A 14,101-nucleotide genomic window follows, 5' to 3' on the forward strand; every position below is an offset into this window, starting at 1 on the left:
CTACCCGTTCTTCCCGCCGCGGACGCCCAGGAGCACGTCCTCCCAGGACGGCATCTCCGGATGGCGACGGCCGTGCTGGCCGGCCGCCGCCGCAGCGGCAGGGGCCTGGGCGGGACGACGCTCGGAGCGGTCCTCGACGGTGCCCTCCACGACGGGGCCCGGCGCGACGGGCCCCGGGACCGCGCGTAGCGGCTCGTCGGCCGACCGGTCGATGCTCCGCAGGCCCTGGCGCGCGTCGGGATCGAGCAGCCCGCGGGCCGTCTCGTCGACGGGGCTGGCGGTGCCCCCGTGCGCGCCCGGCGCGTACTTGAAATGCGCCTGGTTGCGCGACTTGCCGACGCTCCAGCTGATCGCGACCACCCACCGGTTGTCGGCGCCCTTGAACGCGTCCCACTCCGTGGTGTCGGCGTGGCCGCGCTCGGCCAGCGCGGACCGGATCACCTCGGCGAGGGTGGCGTGCATCGGACCGTCGCCGCGCACGGGATGCGCGAGCTGCGCCATCTCCGCCGCGCGGGAACGCTCCAGCAGCACCGGTCCCGCGAAACGCTTGATCCGGTGGTTCGGGGCACCCGTGAACTCCGCGATCTCCTCGATCGTCGCGCCCGCGCGGATGCGGGCCTGGATCTCCCGCGGCGACAGGTCGGCGCCCAACTCGAGCTCCGTCTGTGTGCCGCTTCCGAGTTCACCGCTCACGGCTGCCTTCAAGGTGTCGTCGATCGGCAGGCGGAAACGTCCCGCGGGGCCCTCGCAGACCACCGACGTCCCGTCGTCGTCCAGTCCCACAACCCGCAGCTCCTGCATGGTGCAAGGGTAGTTGTTCGATTCGCTACGCGTCGGCCGACACGCGCTCGACCACGAAATCGATGCACTTGGTCAAAGCGGTGACGTCCTCGGGATCGATCGCCGGGAACATGCCGATGCGGAGCTGGTTGCGGCCCAGCTTGCGGTACGGCTCGGTGTCGACGATGCCGTTCGCGCGCAGCGTCGTGGCCACGGCGGCGGCGTCGATCTTCTCGTCGAAGTCGATGGTGCCGACGACCTGGCTGCGCAGGGCCGGATCGGTGACGAAGGGCGTCGCGAACTCGCTCGCCTCGGCCCACTGGTAGAGCCGGTCGCTCGAATCCTTGGTGCGGCCCACGGCCCAGTCGAGGCCGCCGTTGCCGTTCAGCCACTCGATCTGGTTCGCGAAGAGCAGCAGCGTCGCCAGCGCGGGGGTGTTGTACGTCTGGTTCTTGCTCGAGTTGTCCACCGCGATGGGCAGCGACAGGAACTCGGGGGTGTAGCGGCCCGAGGCCTTGATCTCCTCGACGCGCGCCAGGGCGGCGGGGCTCATCAGCGCGACCCACAGGCCACCGTCGGCGGCGAAGCACTTCTGCGGCGCGAAGTAGTAGACGTCGGTGTCGGCGACGTTCACCGGGAGGCCGCCGGCGCCCGACGTGGCGTCGATCGCGATGAGCGCGTTCTCGCTGCCCGCGAGGCGGCTGACCGGCACCGCGACACCCGTCGAGGTCTCGTTGTGCGCCCAGCCGATGAGGTCGGCGGAACCGTCCGCGACCAGCTCGGGCGCCGAGCCCGGATCGCTCGAGACGACGACCGGGTCGCCGATGAACGGGTTGCCCTTGGCGACCGAGGCGAACTTGTTGCTGAACTCGCCGTAGGTGAAGTGCTGGCTGCGCTCGCGGATGAGGCCGAACGCGGCGGCGTCCCAGAAGGCGGTGGTGCCGCCGTTGCCGAGCACGACCTCGTAGCCCTCGGGCAGGGAGAAGAGATCCTTCAGGCCCTCGCGCACGCGGCCCACGACGTTCTTCACGGGAGCCTGGCGGTGGCTGGTGCCGAACACCGAGGCGCCGGTATCGACGAGCGACTGCAGCTGCTCGGGGCGGACCTTGGACGGGCCGCAGCCGAAGCGGCCGTCGACGGGCTTGAGCGCGGCGGGAATCTCGATCGTCATGCCCTAAATCCTAATGGTGTCCCACCCGGGCACGTCCTCCGGCTGCCGCGGGCCGTGGCCGGTGTACTGGGCGGACGGGCGGATCAGCTTGTTCGCGCGCTTCTGCTCGAGGACGTGCGCGCACCAGCCGGCGGTCCGTGCGCAGGTGAACATGGCCGGCATCATTCGCGGCGGCACGCCCGCGTAGTCGAGGATCACGGCCGCCCAGAACTCGACGTTCGTCGAGATCGCCCGGTCGGGCCGGCGCTCGGCGAAGAGGGCGTTCGCCTCCCGCTCCAGGGCGGCCGCGGCCTCGTACCGCGGCGCGTGCAGGTCGCGGGCGACCGAGCGCAGGACGTCGGCGCGCGGGTCCTCGGCGCGGTAGATGCGGTGGCCGAAGCCCATGATCCGCTCGCCCCGGTCGAGCCGCGCGGTCACCACGCCGCGGGGGTCGTCGGTGCGGACCACCTCGTCGAGCATGGGCAGCACGCGCGACGGTGCCCCGCCGTGCAGCGGTCCCGACAGCGCGCCGACCGCACCCGAGAGCGCCGTCGAGACGTCGGCCCCCGTCGACGCGATGACCCGCGCCGTGAGTGTGGACGTGTTGAGGCCGTGCTCGGCTGCCGCCACCCAGTAGGCGTCGATGGCGCGCACATGGTCGGGGTCGGGCTCGCCGTGCCAGCGGGTCATGAACCGGTGCGTGATGGTGGGGGACTGGTCGATGATCCGCTGCGGCACCGCCGGGCGCTCCAGGCCGCGGGCCGACTGCGCCACGAAGCTCAGCGTCGTCACCGAGGCGCGCGCCAGGTTCTCGCGGGCCGTGGCGTCGTCGATGTCGAGCAGCGGCTCGAAGCCCCACAGCGGCCCCAACATCGCGAGGCCCGCCTGCGCGTCCACGCGCACGTCGCCGCTGTGGATGGGCAGCGGGAAGGGCTCCGCCGCGGGCAGCGGGTTGCCGAACTCCCCGTCCACCAGCAGGCCCCACACCTGGCCGTACGTGACCCGATCGCGCACGAGGTCGGCCACGTCGACGCCCCGGTACCGCAGCACCCCGCCCTGCTTGTCCGGCTCCGCGATCTCGGTGGAGAACGCGACGACGCCTTCGAGCCCGCCCGGAATCTCAGTCATGGTGCGTAAGCCTAGTGAGTAGTCTCGGCTCCGTGGACCTGACGGCGATGCGCGAGAAGTACGACGGCGACTCCTTCGACCTGCAGCCCGAGGACCTGGCGTCCGGCTGGGTGCCGCTGTGGCAGTCCTGGTTCGACGAGGCGGTCGCCGCGGGGGCGCCCGAACCGAACGCGATGGTGCTCGCCACCGTCGACGAGACCGGGCTCCCCGCCACCCGCACCGTGCTGTGCAAGGGCCTCGACGAGCGGGGCGTGGTCTTCTACACCAACTACGGCTCCGACAAGGCCCGCGCCGTGGAGGCGAATCCGACTGCCGCCGTGACCTTCCCGTGGATCGCGATCCACCGCCAAGTGCACGTGCGCGGCTCCGTGACCAAGGTGCTCCCGGCGGAGACCGCCGCGTACTGGGCCGAGCGACCCCGGGGCTCGCAGCTGGGGGCGTGGGCGTCGGACCAGTCCCGGCCGGTCGCCTCCCGCGCCGCGATGGCGGAGCGGTTCGCCGAGGTCGAGGCCCGGTTCGAGGGCGTCGATGTGCCCGTGCCGCCCGAGTGGGGCGGCTACCGCATCGCGCCGCAGGTCGTCGAGTTCTGGCAGGGCCGGGAGAACCGGGTGCACAACCGCGTGCGGCTCGTCGCGCCGGACTACACGCCGGTGCGCCTGCAGCCCTAGACCGCGCGGTGGGTGATCCCGCCGGCCACGAGCGTGAGGTCGACGGGCATGGTGCGCAGGCGTTCCGGCGTCGGGTCGGCGCCGAGGGCCACGAGGTCGGCGGGCGCGCCGACCGCGATCCGGCTGCGCGCCGAGAGCCGCAACGCGGTGTCCGCGTCGATCGCCTCCCACGGCTGCCACGGAGCGTCGCCGTCGCGGCTGCGGGTGACGGCGGCGGAGATCGCGAACCACGGGTCGAGCGGTGTGACCGGCGCGTCCGAGCCGAGCACCACGTCGACGCCCGCGGCCACGAGCGAGCCGACGCGGAAGGCGTCCCCGGCACGGTCGCCCCAGAACCGGGCGACGAGGCCGCGGTCGTCGAGCATGTGCTCCGGCTGGATCGAGGCGCCGATGCCGAGCGCCGCCATCCGCTGGAGATCGGCCTCGGTGAGCAACTGCGCGTGCTCGATGCGGCCGCGGACCCCGGCCTCGGCGAACGCGTCCAGCGCCAGGGTGTTGGCGGCGTCGCCGATGGCATGGACGGCCGGGGTCAGGCCCAGCGCGGCGCTGCGGCGCAACAGCTCGACGAGGCGCTCGGGCGGCACCTCGAGCACGCCGCGGCCCGTCGTGCCCGGGTACGGCGCGTGGCAGTACGCGGTACGGGTGCCGAGCGAGCCGTCGGTGATGACCTTGAGCGGCCCCACCCGGGCGAGCCCGTTGATCGGGGCGCCGGTGCCGGCGCCGCGGGCCTCGGCGGCGTCGAGGTGCTGCGGGTAGACGCCCGCGTCGATCCGGACCGGCGGGGCGGGCCGTCGCTCCCAGGCGCCCACGGCATCGTCGAAGTCGAGGTCGACGAGGCCGACGACGCCCCGTCGGCCCAGGCCGGCGAGGGCTTCGAGCACCCAGGCGTCGGCGCGGTCCGCCACCAGCGACTCGACCCGGGTGGCCGCGGCGAAGCTCGCCGCCTCGCGCAGCATCCCGGTCTCGTCGAGGTCGATGCCCAGGAGCCGGCCGAGCGCGGCGTTCGACCAGGAGCTGTGCAGGTCGGACGAGACGACCATGACGGGCACGTCCGGCGCGGCCTCGTCGAGCAGCAGGCGCGACGGTGCGCCGCCCCACAGCCCGTCGCGCATGCCGGCGGCGACGACCGGCAGGCCCGGCTCCGCGTCGGGCAGCGCGGCGCGGACCCGGGCGGCGACCTCCTCCGGTCCCGTCGCGGACCGCACGTCGATCCGGCGCGTCGAGACGGCCCACGTGCGCACGTGCACGTGCTCGTCCCACAGGCCCGGGATCAGGCGGCGCCCGTCGAGGTCGAGCACGTCGCCCGCGGGGCGGGTGGTGCCGGCGGGGGAGAGCGCGGCGATCCGGCCCCCGGCGACGTCGACGTCCACCAGGGCGTCACCGTCGATGCGCGCGCGGGCCAGCCTCATCACCGGCGCCACGGTAGCGGGTCCGTCGATGCGCGGGGGATCGTGAGGAAGTCGTAGGATCTTTCGAGTGCCGAGACTCCTGGCCGATACACGGCCGTTGCAGAACCCCGACTACCGGCGACTGTGGTGGACCGGGATCGTCACCGTCATCGGTGCGCAGCTCACCGCGGTCGCCGTCCCTGCGCAGATCTACGCGATCACCGGATCCTCGGCGTACGTCGGCCTGACCGGTGTGTTCGGCCTGGTCCCGCTGGTGATCTTCGGCCTGTGGGGCGGCGCCATCGCCGATGCGCTGGACCGCCGGCTGGTGATCATCGGCACCACCCTCGGCCTGGCGGGCACCGCCCTGATGCTCGCGCTGCTGCCGGACAACGTCTGGCTGATCCTGGGTGCCTTCGCCCTGCAGCAGGCCTTCTTCGGCGTCAACCAGCCGACCCGCTCCGCGATCTACGCGCGGCTCGTGCCGCCCGAGCAGCTGCCGGCGGCGAATTCGCTCAACATGACCGTGATGCAGTTCGGCGCGATCGCCGGCCCGATGCTGGGCGCGCCGCTCATCCCGATCATCGGCGTGCACTGGCTGTACGCGCTCGACGCCGCGTCGCTCATGCTCACCCTGTGGGCGGTGTGGAAGCTGCCGTCGATCAAGGCGGAGGACAAGGGGCAGTCGCTGGGCCTGCGCTCCGTGATCGACGGGTTCCGGTACCTCGCAGGCCACAAGGTGCTGCTCATGAGCTTCGTCGTGGACATCATCGCGATGGTCTTCGGCATGCCGCGCGCGCTGTTCCCGCAGATCGCGCACGAGAACTTCGGGGATCCGATCGAGGGCGGCTGGGTGTTCGGCGCCCTGTTCGCGGCGATGTCGGTGGGCGCGGTGCTCGGCGGCGTGCTGTCGGGCTGGACGTCGCGCGTCGCCCGGCAGGGCCTGGCCGTGATCGTGATGATCGTGCTGTGGGGCCTGGCGATCGGCGGTTTCGGCGTCGCCGCGCAGTTCGGCTGGCTGTGGGCGGCGCTGGTGCTGCTCGCGCTGGGCGGCGCAGCCGACATGTTCTCCGCGGCCTTCCGCACGACGATGCTGCAGGAGGCCGCGACCGACGACGTCCGCGGGCGGCTGCAGGGCGTCTTCACCGTGGTCGTCGCGGGCGGGCCGCGCATCGGCGACGCGCTGCACGGCGCGGCCGCCGCCTCCGCGGGCGCGGCGATGGCCGCGGCCGGCGGCGGCGTGCTCGTCATCGTGTTCACCGTGCTCGCGGCGTTCGCCGTCCCCGCCTTCGTGCGCTACCGCGTCACCCGCTGACGGCTACACCGGGAACGCGACGCCGGTGAGCTCCTCCGACACCGCCCACAGGCGGCGCTGCAGGTCCAGGTCGTACGACTGCTCGCTGGACGCCACGACCCTGGGGGCACCGCGGCGCTCGCCGAGGCCGTCGGGCCCGTAGTACTGGCCGCCGAGGGCGCCCGGGTCGGTCGCGGCGCGCAGCTGGGGGAGGGCGCCGTGCTGCGCGTCGTGCGAGAACAGGGGCGCCACGGCCTGCGCCTTCTGCAGCACGGCCGGCAGGTTGCGGACGAGCTCGGTATCGGCGATGCCGGGGTGCGCGGCGACCGCGACGGTGCCGTTCGCGCCCGACGCCCGCGCGGCGAGGCGGCGCTGCAGCTCGTAGTGGAAGAGCAGGTTCGCCAGCTTCGACTGCCCGTAGGCGGCGACCCGGTCATAGGAGCGCTCCCACTGCAGGTCGTCGAAGTGGATGCTCGCGCGGATGCGGTGCGCGATGCTCGCGACGGTCACCACGCGCGAGCCCGGCACGTCCAGCAGCAGGTCGAGCACCTGCGCGGTCCACGCGAAGTGGCCGAGGTGGTTGGTGCCGAACTGCAGCTCGAAGCCGTCGGCGGTGGTCTGCTTCGGCGGGTACATGACGCCGGCGTTGTTGATCAGCAGGTCCACACGCGGGGTGGACTCGCGCAGCTCCGCGGCCGCCTCGCGCACCGCGGCGAGCGACCCGAGGTCGAGGCGCTGGACGCGCACCGTCGCGCCCGGGGCGACGGCGGCGATGCGCCGGGCCGCCTCGGCGCCCTTGTCGGTGTTGCGCACCGCGAGCACGACCTCGGCGCCCTTCTGGGCGAGCACGCGCGCGGTCTCGAAGCCGAGTCCGGTGTTCGCGCCGGTGACGACGGCTACCCGTCCGGCCTGGGTGGGGACGTCGTTCTCGGTCCAGCTCATGGCTACTCCTCGATGGTTCGACGACGGTTAAGAGACCGCCGGTCTGTTCAATGTCTCCACCGTAAGAGACCGTTGGTCTGTTGTCAATAGACCAACGGTCTGTAAAATCGGCCCGTGGGATTCCAACGGGCGCGCAGTGCGGAACAGCGGCAGCAGCGGCGCGAGGCGATCATGGCCGCGGCGGCGGGCATGCTCGGCGAGATGCCGGTCGCGTCCCTCACGCTGAGCGAACTCAGCCGCCGCGTGGGCCTCGCCAAGTCGAACGTGTTGCGCTACTTCGAGTCCCGGGAAGAGGTGCTGCTCGAGGTGCTCATCCGCTCGGCCGCCGCCTGCATCGTCGAGCTCGACGAGGCGTGGCAGTCGGAGGTGCGCGACGACGCGCCGCTCCCCGAGCGGATCGAGGCCTTCGCCGCCGTCTACGCCCGCGTCGCGGCCGCGCACCCCGACCTGCTCGACCTCGTCTCCGCGCAGGCCTCGGTGCTCGAACGCAACGTCTCCACCGAGGCGATCGTGCGGTTCAAGCGCGCCGCCCTCGCCGGGCTCGACACCCTCGCCGGCGTGCTCACCCGGGCGCTCCCCGAGCTCGGCGACGACGCGGCCGCGGTGGGCTCGCTGATGCTCACCCTCTCCGGTGCGCTCTACGCGCAGGCCGAGCAGTCGCGGCTGTGCGAATCGGCCTACCGCGTGGACCCCTCCCTGGCCGTGTTCCGCGTGGAGCTCGTGCCCGCGCTGCAGTCCGCCGTCGCGACCGTGATCGCGGGGACGCTCGCGCGCTGACGCCGTGCCCCGACGTTGCGGAGGGTTGCATCGGACGGCGGTCGGGCGGAGGGCGCTCGCGGCGCCGCGCCCGCCCGTACTATTGCGCCCATGTCGGTGCAGCCCGGATTCACCATCGCCGCCGGCGGCTACGTCGCGGAGATCGCGCGAACCGGTGCGGGCCTGCGCGGCCTCCGCCGCGCGGGGGTCCCCCTCACCGAGGAGTGGCCGCTCGGCGAGAAGCCGCCGTTGTCCGCCGGACTCGTGCTCGCGCCGTGGCCCGGCCGGACCGAGGACGGCCTCTACAGCTGGGACGGCGAGGTGTACCGGCTCGCGGTCACCAGCGAGGTGACCGGCACCGCCGACCACGGCCTCGTGCGCCGGGCCGACTGGGACGACGTGGAGATCGCCGCCGACGCCGTGACCCTGGTGCACGACGTCGGGCGCCACCCGGGCTGGCCGTTCGACCTGCACCTGCGGATCCGGTACTCCGTGGCGGAGACGGGTCTGACCTGCGCTTTCGAGGCCCGCAACGACGGCGACGCCGACCTGCCGCTCGCCGTCGGCTTCCACAGCTACCTCCGCGTCGGGGACGACCCCGTCGACGCCTGCACCCTCGAGCTCGGCGCCGGGCGGTGGCAGCCCCTCGACGGGCGCCTCCTGCCGGACGGTCCGCCGCGCACCGTCGACGGGACGGAGTACGACTACCGAGCCCCGCGCGCCCTCGACGGTGTGCAGATCGACACCCCCTTCACCGACGTGGCCCGGACCACCGTGCTGCGCGGCCCGTCGGGGGAGGCGGAACTGTGGACGGCGCCGTCGCTGCCGTGGGCCCAGGTGTTCATCGCCGACCCGGTCAACGGCAAGGGATACCCCGGCCGCGGACGGGCGCTGGCGGTGGAGCCGATGTCCGCCCCGGGCAACGCCCTCCACACGGGAACCGACGTGATCCGGCTGGCTCCGGGGGCCCGGTGGGGCACCGAATGGGGCATCCGGTGAAGGCCCGATTTTCCCGGGGAACCGCGATACCGCTAGGTTCTAGCCAGGTAGCTTTTATCCGCCGACCACAGCGAGGGGATACGAACATTGTCCACCGATGACAACACCGCGAACGCTACGGTCGCCTATCCCGGCGGCCAGATCGAGCTGCCGATCGTCAAGGCGACCGAGGGTGCAGACGGCATCGCGCTCGGTAAGTTCCTCGCGCAGTCCGGCTACAGCACGTTCGACAACGGCTTCGTCAACACCGCCTCGTGCAAGTCCGCGATCACCTACATCGACGGCGGCCAGGGCATCCTGCGCTACCGCGGTTACCCGATCGAGCAGCTCGCCGAGAAGTCGACGTTCATCGAGGTCAGCTACCTGCTGATCCACGGTGAGCTGCCGACCCCGGAGCAGCTGGCGGAGTTCACCGCGAAGATCCAGCGGCACACCCTGCTGCACGAGGACCTCAAGCTGTTCTTCAACGGCTTCCCCCGCAACGCGCACCCGATGCCGGTGGTCTCCTCGGCGGTCAACGCGCTCTCGGCGTACTACCCGGATTCGCTGGACCACAACGACCCGGCGCAGGTCGAGCTCTCGACCATCCGCCTGCTCGCCAAGTTCCCGACGATCTGTGCGTACGCCTACAAGAAGTCGGTGGGCCAGCCCTTCCTCTACCCGGACAACTCGCTCAGCCTGGTGGAGAACTTCCTGCGCATGACCTTCGGTTTCCCGGCCGAGCCCTACGAGGTGGACCCGGAGATCGTCAAGGCCCTCGACATGCTGCTCATCCTGCACGCCGACCACGAGCAGAACTGCTCCACGTCGACCGTGCGCCTGGTGGGCTCGTCGAACGCGAACCTGTTCACGTCGATCTCGGGCGGCATCAACGCCCTGTGGGGCCCGCTGCACGGCGGCGCCAACCAGGCCGTCCTCGAGATGCTCGACGACATCAAGGCCTCCGGTGGCGACACCTCCGCCTTCATGAACAAGGTCAAGAACAAGGAAGACGGCGTGAAGCTCATGGGCTTCGGGCACCGCGTCTACAAGAACTACGACCCGCGTGCGGCGATCGTGAAGCAGACCGCGGACCGCATCTTCGAGCTGCTCGGCGTGTCCGACGAGCTGCTCGACATCGCCAAGGGCCTGGAGGACGTCGCGCTGCACGACGACTACTTCATCGAGCGCAAGCTCTACCCGAACGTGGACTTCTACACCGGCCTGATCTACCGCGCGATGGGCTTCCCGACGCGCATGTTCACGGTGCTGTTCGCGCTCGGCCGGCTGCCCGGCTGGATCGCCCACTGGCGCGAGATGCACGAGGACCCGACCACCAAGATCGGCCGTCCACAGCAGATCTACACGGGCTCGACCGCCCGTGACTACCCCGGCGCGTAGATGCCGCCCATCCGGCGCGACAATCTGCACCGCCTGATCAAAGGAGTCTCTATGACCAAGCCCGAGATCGAGTTCATCGAGGGCCCCGCGCCCACCGAGCTCGTCATCAAGGACATCGTGGTGGGCGACGGTGCCGAGGCCCAGCCCGGCAGCGTCGTGGACGTGCACTACCTGGGCGTCGAGTTCGAGAGCGGCGAGGAGTTCGACTCCTCGTGGAGCCGCGGCGAGTCCATCAACTTCCCGCTGCGCAGCCTCATCGCCGGCTGGCAGGAGGGCATCCCGGGCATGAAGGTCGGCGGCCGTCGCCAGCTGATCTGCCCGCCCGCCCTGGCCTACGGCCCCGCCGGCGGCGGCCACCGCCTGTCGGGCAAGACGCTCGTGTTCGTGATCGATCTGCTCGGCGTCAAGTAGCAGTCGCGCACTCAGGGCCCCGTACCGTCGTTCGACGGTGCGGGGCCCTTGCGTTTCTCAGGCCTCGGGCGGGCCCGCGGTCCACGGGTCGACGAGGCGCAGGCCGAGGCCGTCGAAGTCCAGGGTGTTGCGAGTGGCCAGGCCGGCCCCCGTCTGCCGGGCGATCGCCGCGATCATCGCGTCCTCGATGGTGATCGGGCGGCCTGCAGTCCGACGATCGGCGAGAACCGATGTGTACCACGGGGCGCTGTCGGTATCGAACGGCAAGCACTCGAAGTCGGCGAAGGCGGTCGTCGCCAACGCGAGCATTCGCTCGGCTCGACGGCCACGGGGGAGGAGCGCGATTCCGACGAGGACCTCGGCTTTCGTGACGGCGGTGATCTTCGGCTGCTCGGCGAGGCCACGGACCCATCGGAGAACGGTACGGTCGGCCGCATCACCCCGCATGAGTTCCGAGACGACGTTCGTGTCGAGGATGATCACAGTTCGTCGAATGTTGTGAAGGGGTGAGCCTCTCGCGGCGGGATGTCCAGCTCGATTCCACCGAACTCGTTGCCCAGCTCGATGATCGCCTCCGCCCAGCTCAGATCGACCTCGCCGGGCTCGACCAGGGACTCCTCCAGGATCATGCGCGCCTCCGCCTCCATCGACCTGCCGTTCTCCGCGGCGCGGACCCGGAGCCGGTCCCGGACCCGGTCGGGGAGGTTGCGGATCGTCAGCGTCGCCATGACAGCAATGCCAGCGATGCTGTCACTGCCGTCGGTCTCGAATCGGTCCCGATCCCGTCCCGGCGATGGCGCGCGGGCGCCGGGCCGATAAGAATGGGTGGATATCGCCGCGACTCGCGCCGGCGAGCGGGGTCGGAGGACAGATGAACAGGGTCAAAGCCGGATCTGCGGCGGTCGCGGTGCTCTCGGTGGCGGGGCTGCTCGCGGGGTGCGGCAAGGATTCGTCGAACGACGACTCGCCGGTGGCCTTCAGCCCCGTCACGGGCGACCAGTACACGTCGAACCCCGGAGCCTTCCAGACGGACGGAGTGGTGGTCCCGCCCAAGGACGTCGTCATGGTCGGCGACCCGATCCCCGCGCAGGCCGCGGTGAACGCGGGGCTGCCGCAGGGAACGATCACCTCCACCAGCAACAACACCACCGTCTACTACCCGCCGGCACCCCCGGTGCCGGGGCTCGTGGTGGCGCCGCAGCCCGCCCCGCCCGCGCCGCTGTCGCGGCCCGTGAACACCCGCCCGTGGCAGTACACGCAGCCCCAGATCGACGCCTACCGGGCCATCTGCGAGACCGGCCGCTGGGGCTCGTGGATCGCCGGGGTCGAGGCGCAGACGCAGACCTGCTGGACCCTGTACGGACGCCAGCTGGGCGTCCGGCCGTGGACTCCGGACCAGCCGCGACCGTGGCTCCGCCCGGGGTACCCCCGGCCGTGGTTCGACCCCGGTTTCCGCGCGGACGTGCCCGTGATCTGGGTGTACCCGCGCCACTGGACGCGGCCGCGGCCGCAGCCGATCATCTCGGTCTCCATCACGATCAACCTCTTCAACAACCCGTACCGCCGGGTGCCGCCGCGCTTCACCGACCCGTACTACCCGGTGTGGGCCGTGACGCCCGGCCGCGTCGTCGACGTGCGCGATCAGGGCCGCATCCTCGCGCCGGTGTACACCGTGACCTCGACCACCACGACCACGACGACGACCACCGTGACCGCCCCCGTCGCGCCCGGCGTCGTGCTCGCGCCGCTGCCGACCTCGGCGAAGGTGACGCCCGTCGTCGCGCTGCCCGGCCAGGCCGTGCCCGGCAACGTCAACACCGACCCGGCGGTGACGGTGCCCGTCGCCGCCGCGCTGCAGGGCGCCACCGTCCAGGCCGGCAGTCCCTCCGCCGTCCAGGAGGCGATCGGCACCAGCGTCTCCGTGGCCGTCGCGACCCCGACCAGCGCGGCGGCGACGTCGGCCGCGCGCACCGCCGGCGCGACCGAGACCACCTCGGGCGGGACGACTCCCGCCGGGGCCGGCACGACGCAGGGCGGCACGCCGACCCGCCCGACAGGGACGTCGCCCGCCGCCCCGACCGGAACGTCCGGCGCCTCACCCGCGCCCGGCACGTCGCCGCAGACGGTGCCGCCGACCGCCTCGCCGACCACGGTGCCGCCGACCGTCGCGCCGCCCACGGTCGCGCCCACCACGGTCGCGCCCACCGTAGCGCCGACGACNNNGCGCCGCCGGTGATCACGCAGGCCCCGACGACGCAGGCGCCGGTCATCACCCCGCCGCGGATCACCACCACCGTCGCGCCGGTGCCGACCACGACCGTCGCGCCGAAGCCGGTGGCGCCGAAGCCCGTCGCCCCGAAGCCGGTGGCGCCGGAGCCGACGGTCGCGAAGCCGGTCCCGACCACCACGACGGTCGCCCCGGCGAACTGACGCGGCGCGCTACCGCCCGGCGGCCAGCCGGGCGAGCGCGACGGTGGCCTGCCGCAGCTCGCCGGGCGCGCTGAGCGGCGCGAGGTAGCCGACCCGGGTCACGGCCCAGCCGCGCGGGGTGTCCACGCGCAGGTCCAGGCCGTACCGGTCGGCGCGCTCGCAGCGCGCCGCCGTGGCGTCGGGGTAGCCGCCGAGGGCCCGCGCCATGTCGAGCAGCGCCTGCGCGTGGTCGTCGTTGAGGTGGCGCACCGCGCCCGCGGCGTGCGGCGTCACCGGATCCGGCTCCGCGGCCGCGTAATCCGCGCGCGACGCCGAGTCCATGCGCCCGTAGCCGCCCACCCAGCGCACCCGCTCGACGTCGAGCAGCCACACGGTGAAGTCGCTGTAGTCGATGTAGTACTGCGCGGCGGGCACGGCCGCGAGATGGGCCTCCCGGGCGGCGGCGAGCTCCGCACCGTCGGGCCGGCGGACGGTGCCCGCCAGGGTGATCCGCGCGTTCGCGAGGGGATCCGACGGTGCGTCGGGCGCCACGATCGAGACGCTCGCGCGGGGATCGCGCGCCAGGTTCCGCCCGTGCTCGGCCATGTGCGAGACGCACAGCACGGGGTCGCCGCCGAGCAGCCCGTACGTGACGAGTGAGGCCCAGGGGCCGCCGCCGGCGGAGAGGCTGCCGAGGGTGGCAGTGTTGGTCGCCGCCGCCACCGTCCGCGCCTCCTCGGCGGCGGAGGGGCGCCGCGGCTCGGCGACGTCGGTCAGGGGCGGGGCGATGGTGGGG

At 72.6% G+C, this 14,101-nt stretch carries 14 protein-coding genes and 1 pseudogene; 7 read left to right on the forward strand and 8 right to left on the reverse strand.

Features of this window, described 5'->3' with window-relative positions; genetic code table 11:
* From sepH to ACNAYW_RS22755, 3 genes are read right to left on the reverse strand one after another with little or no spacing between them, the layout of a single operon-like run.
* Positions 1 to 801, reverse strand: a complete 801-nt coding sequence (gene sepH / locus ACNAYW_RS22745) for a septation protein SepH (RefSeq protein WP_415851898.1) — start codon at positions 799 to 801, stop codon at positions 1 to 3.
* Between the two features lie 25 nt (positions 802 to 826).
* Complete coding sequence (gene serC / locus ACNAYW_RS22750) at positions 827 to 1,951, reverse strand: phosphoserine transaminase (protein WP_415851899.1); 1,125 nt, start codon at positions 1,949 to 1,951, stop codon at positions 827 to 829.
* A 3-nt stretch (positions 1,952 to 1,954) separates the two neighbouring features.
* Positions 1,955 to 3,058, reverse strand: a complete 1,104-nt coding sequence (locus ACNAYW_RS22755) for a citrate synthase 2 (RefSeq protein WP_415851900.1) — start codon at positions 3,056 to 3,058, stop codon at positions 1,955 to 1,957.
* Positions 3,059 to 3,105: 47 nt separating this feature from the next.
* Between ACNAYW_RS22755 and pdxH the strand changes: the two genes are divergently transcribed.
* A complete protein-coding gene (pdxH, locus tag ACNAYW_RS22760; protein WP_415851909.1) occupies positions 3,106 to 3,726 on the forward strand; it encodes a pyridoxamine 5'-phosphate oxidase in 621 nt (206 codons plus the stop codon).
* Here pdxH and ACNAYW_RS22765 read toward each other — a convergent pair.
* The gene (locus tag ACNAYW_RS22765; protein WP_415851910.1) at positions 3,723 to 5,135 is read right to left on the reverse strand and encodes an amidohydrolase; all 1,413 of its coding nucleotides are present in this window, start codon (positions 5,133 to 5,135) and stop codon (positions 3,723 to 3,725) included. The genes pdxH and ACNAYW_RS22765 overlap by 4 nt on opposite strands.
* 67 nt (positions 5,136 to 5,202) lie before the next feature.
* Between ACNAYW_RS22765 and ACNAYW_RS22770 the strand changes: the two genes are divergently transcribed.
* On the forward strand, positions 5,203 to 6,429 hold the full coding sequence (locus ACNAYW_RS22770; RefSeq protein WP_415851901.1) for an MFS transporter: 1,227 nt from the start codon (positions 5,203 to 5,205) through the stop codon (positions 6,427 to 6,429).
* A 3-nt stretch (positions 6,430 to 6,432) separates the two neighbouring features.
* Here ACNAYW_RS22770 and ACNAYW_RS22775 read toward each other — a convergent pair whose 3' ends face one another.
* A complete protein-coding gene (locus ACNAYW_RS22775) occupies positions 6,433 to 7,350 on the reverse strand; it encodes an SDR family NAD(P)-dependent oxidoreductase (RefSeq protein ID WP_415851902.1) in 918 nt (305 codons plus the stop codon).
* Between the two features lie 114 nt (positions 7,351 to 7,464).
* Here ACNAYW_RS22775 and ACNAYW_RS22780 point away from each other — a divergent pair, with 114 nt between their 5' ends.
* From ACNAYW_RS22780 to ACNAYW_RS22795, 4 genes are all read left to right on the forward strand, one after another.
* Positions 7,465 to 8,127 carry a TetR family transcriptional regulator gene (locus ACNAYW_RS22780; protein WP_415851903.1) on the forward strand — a complete coding sequence of 221 codons (663 nt, stop codon included), beginning with the start codon at positions 7,465 to 7,467 and terminating at the stop codon, positions 8,125 to 8,127.
* Positions 8,128 to 8,217: 90 nt separating this feature from the next.
* Entirely contained in the window at positions 8,218 to 9,105 is an 888-nt protein-coding gene (locus ACNAYW_RS22785) for an aldose 1-epimerase family protein (RefSeq protein ID WP_415851904.1), read from the forward strand.
* 87 nt (positions 9,106 to 9,192) lie between these two features.
* The gene (locus tag ACNAYW_RS22790) at positions 9,193 to 10,485 is read left to right on the forward strand and encodes a citrate synthase (protein ID WP_415851905.1); all 1,293 of its coding nucleotides are present in this window, start codon (positions 9,193 to 9,195) and stop codon (positions 10,483 to 10,485) included.
* 51 nt (positions 10,486 to 10,536) lie between these two features.
* Positions 10,537 to 10,896, forward strand: a complete 360-nt coding sequence (locus ACNAYW_RS22795) for an FKBP-type peptidyl-prolyl cis-trans isomerase (protein ID WP_068574637.1) — start codon at positions 10,537 to 10,539, stop codon at positions 10,894 to 10,896.
* 57 nt (positions 10,897 to 10,953) lie between these two features.
* Here ACNAYW_RS22795 and ACNAYW_RS22800 read toward each other — a convergent pair whose 3' ends face one another.
* Positions 10,954 to 11,379, reverse strand: coding sequence for a type II toxin-antitoxin system VapC family toxin (locus ACNAYW_RS22800; RefSeq protein WP_415851906.1), 426 nt, complete (start codon positions 11,377 to 11,379; stop codon positions 10,954 to 10,956).
* Positions 11,376 to 11,624: a FitA-like ribbon-helix-helix domain-containing protein gene (locus ACNAYW_RS22805; protein WP_415851907.1), complete on the reverse strand. Its 249-nt coding sequence runs from the start codon at positions 11,622 to 11,624 to the stop codon at positions 11,376 to 11,378. Before ACNAYW_RS22805 ends, ACNAYW_RS22800 begins: the two co-directional genes overlap by 4 nt.
* Before the next feature lie 143 nt (positions 11,625 to 11,767).
* On the opposite strand from ACNAYW_RS22805, the pseudogene ACNAYW_RS22810 reads away from it, so the two are divergent.
* Positions 11,768 to 13,116: pseudogene (locus tag ACNAYW_RS22810) on the forward strand (hypothetical protein); the annotation flags it as partial.
* A 219-nt stretch (positions 13,117 to 13,335) separates the two neighbouring features.
* Here ACNAYW_RS22810 and ACNAYW_RS22815 read toward each other — a convergent pair.
* The coding region (locus ACNAYW_RS22815; RefSeq protein WP_415851908.1) for a HugZ family pyridoxamine 5'-phosphate oxidase at positions 13,336 to 14,101 on the reverse strand (766 nt) is incomplete at its 5' end.

The sequence above is a fragment of the Tsukamurella ocularis genome (genome assembly GCF_965138335.1).
Classification (GTDB): domain Bacteria; phylum Actinomycetota; class Actinomycetes; order Mycobacteriales; family Mycobacteriaceae; genus Tsukamurella; species Tsukamurella ocularis_A.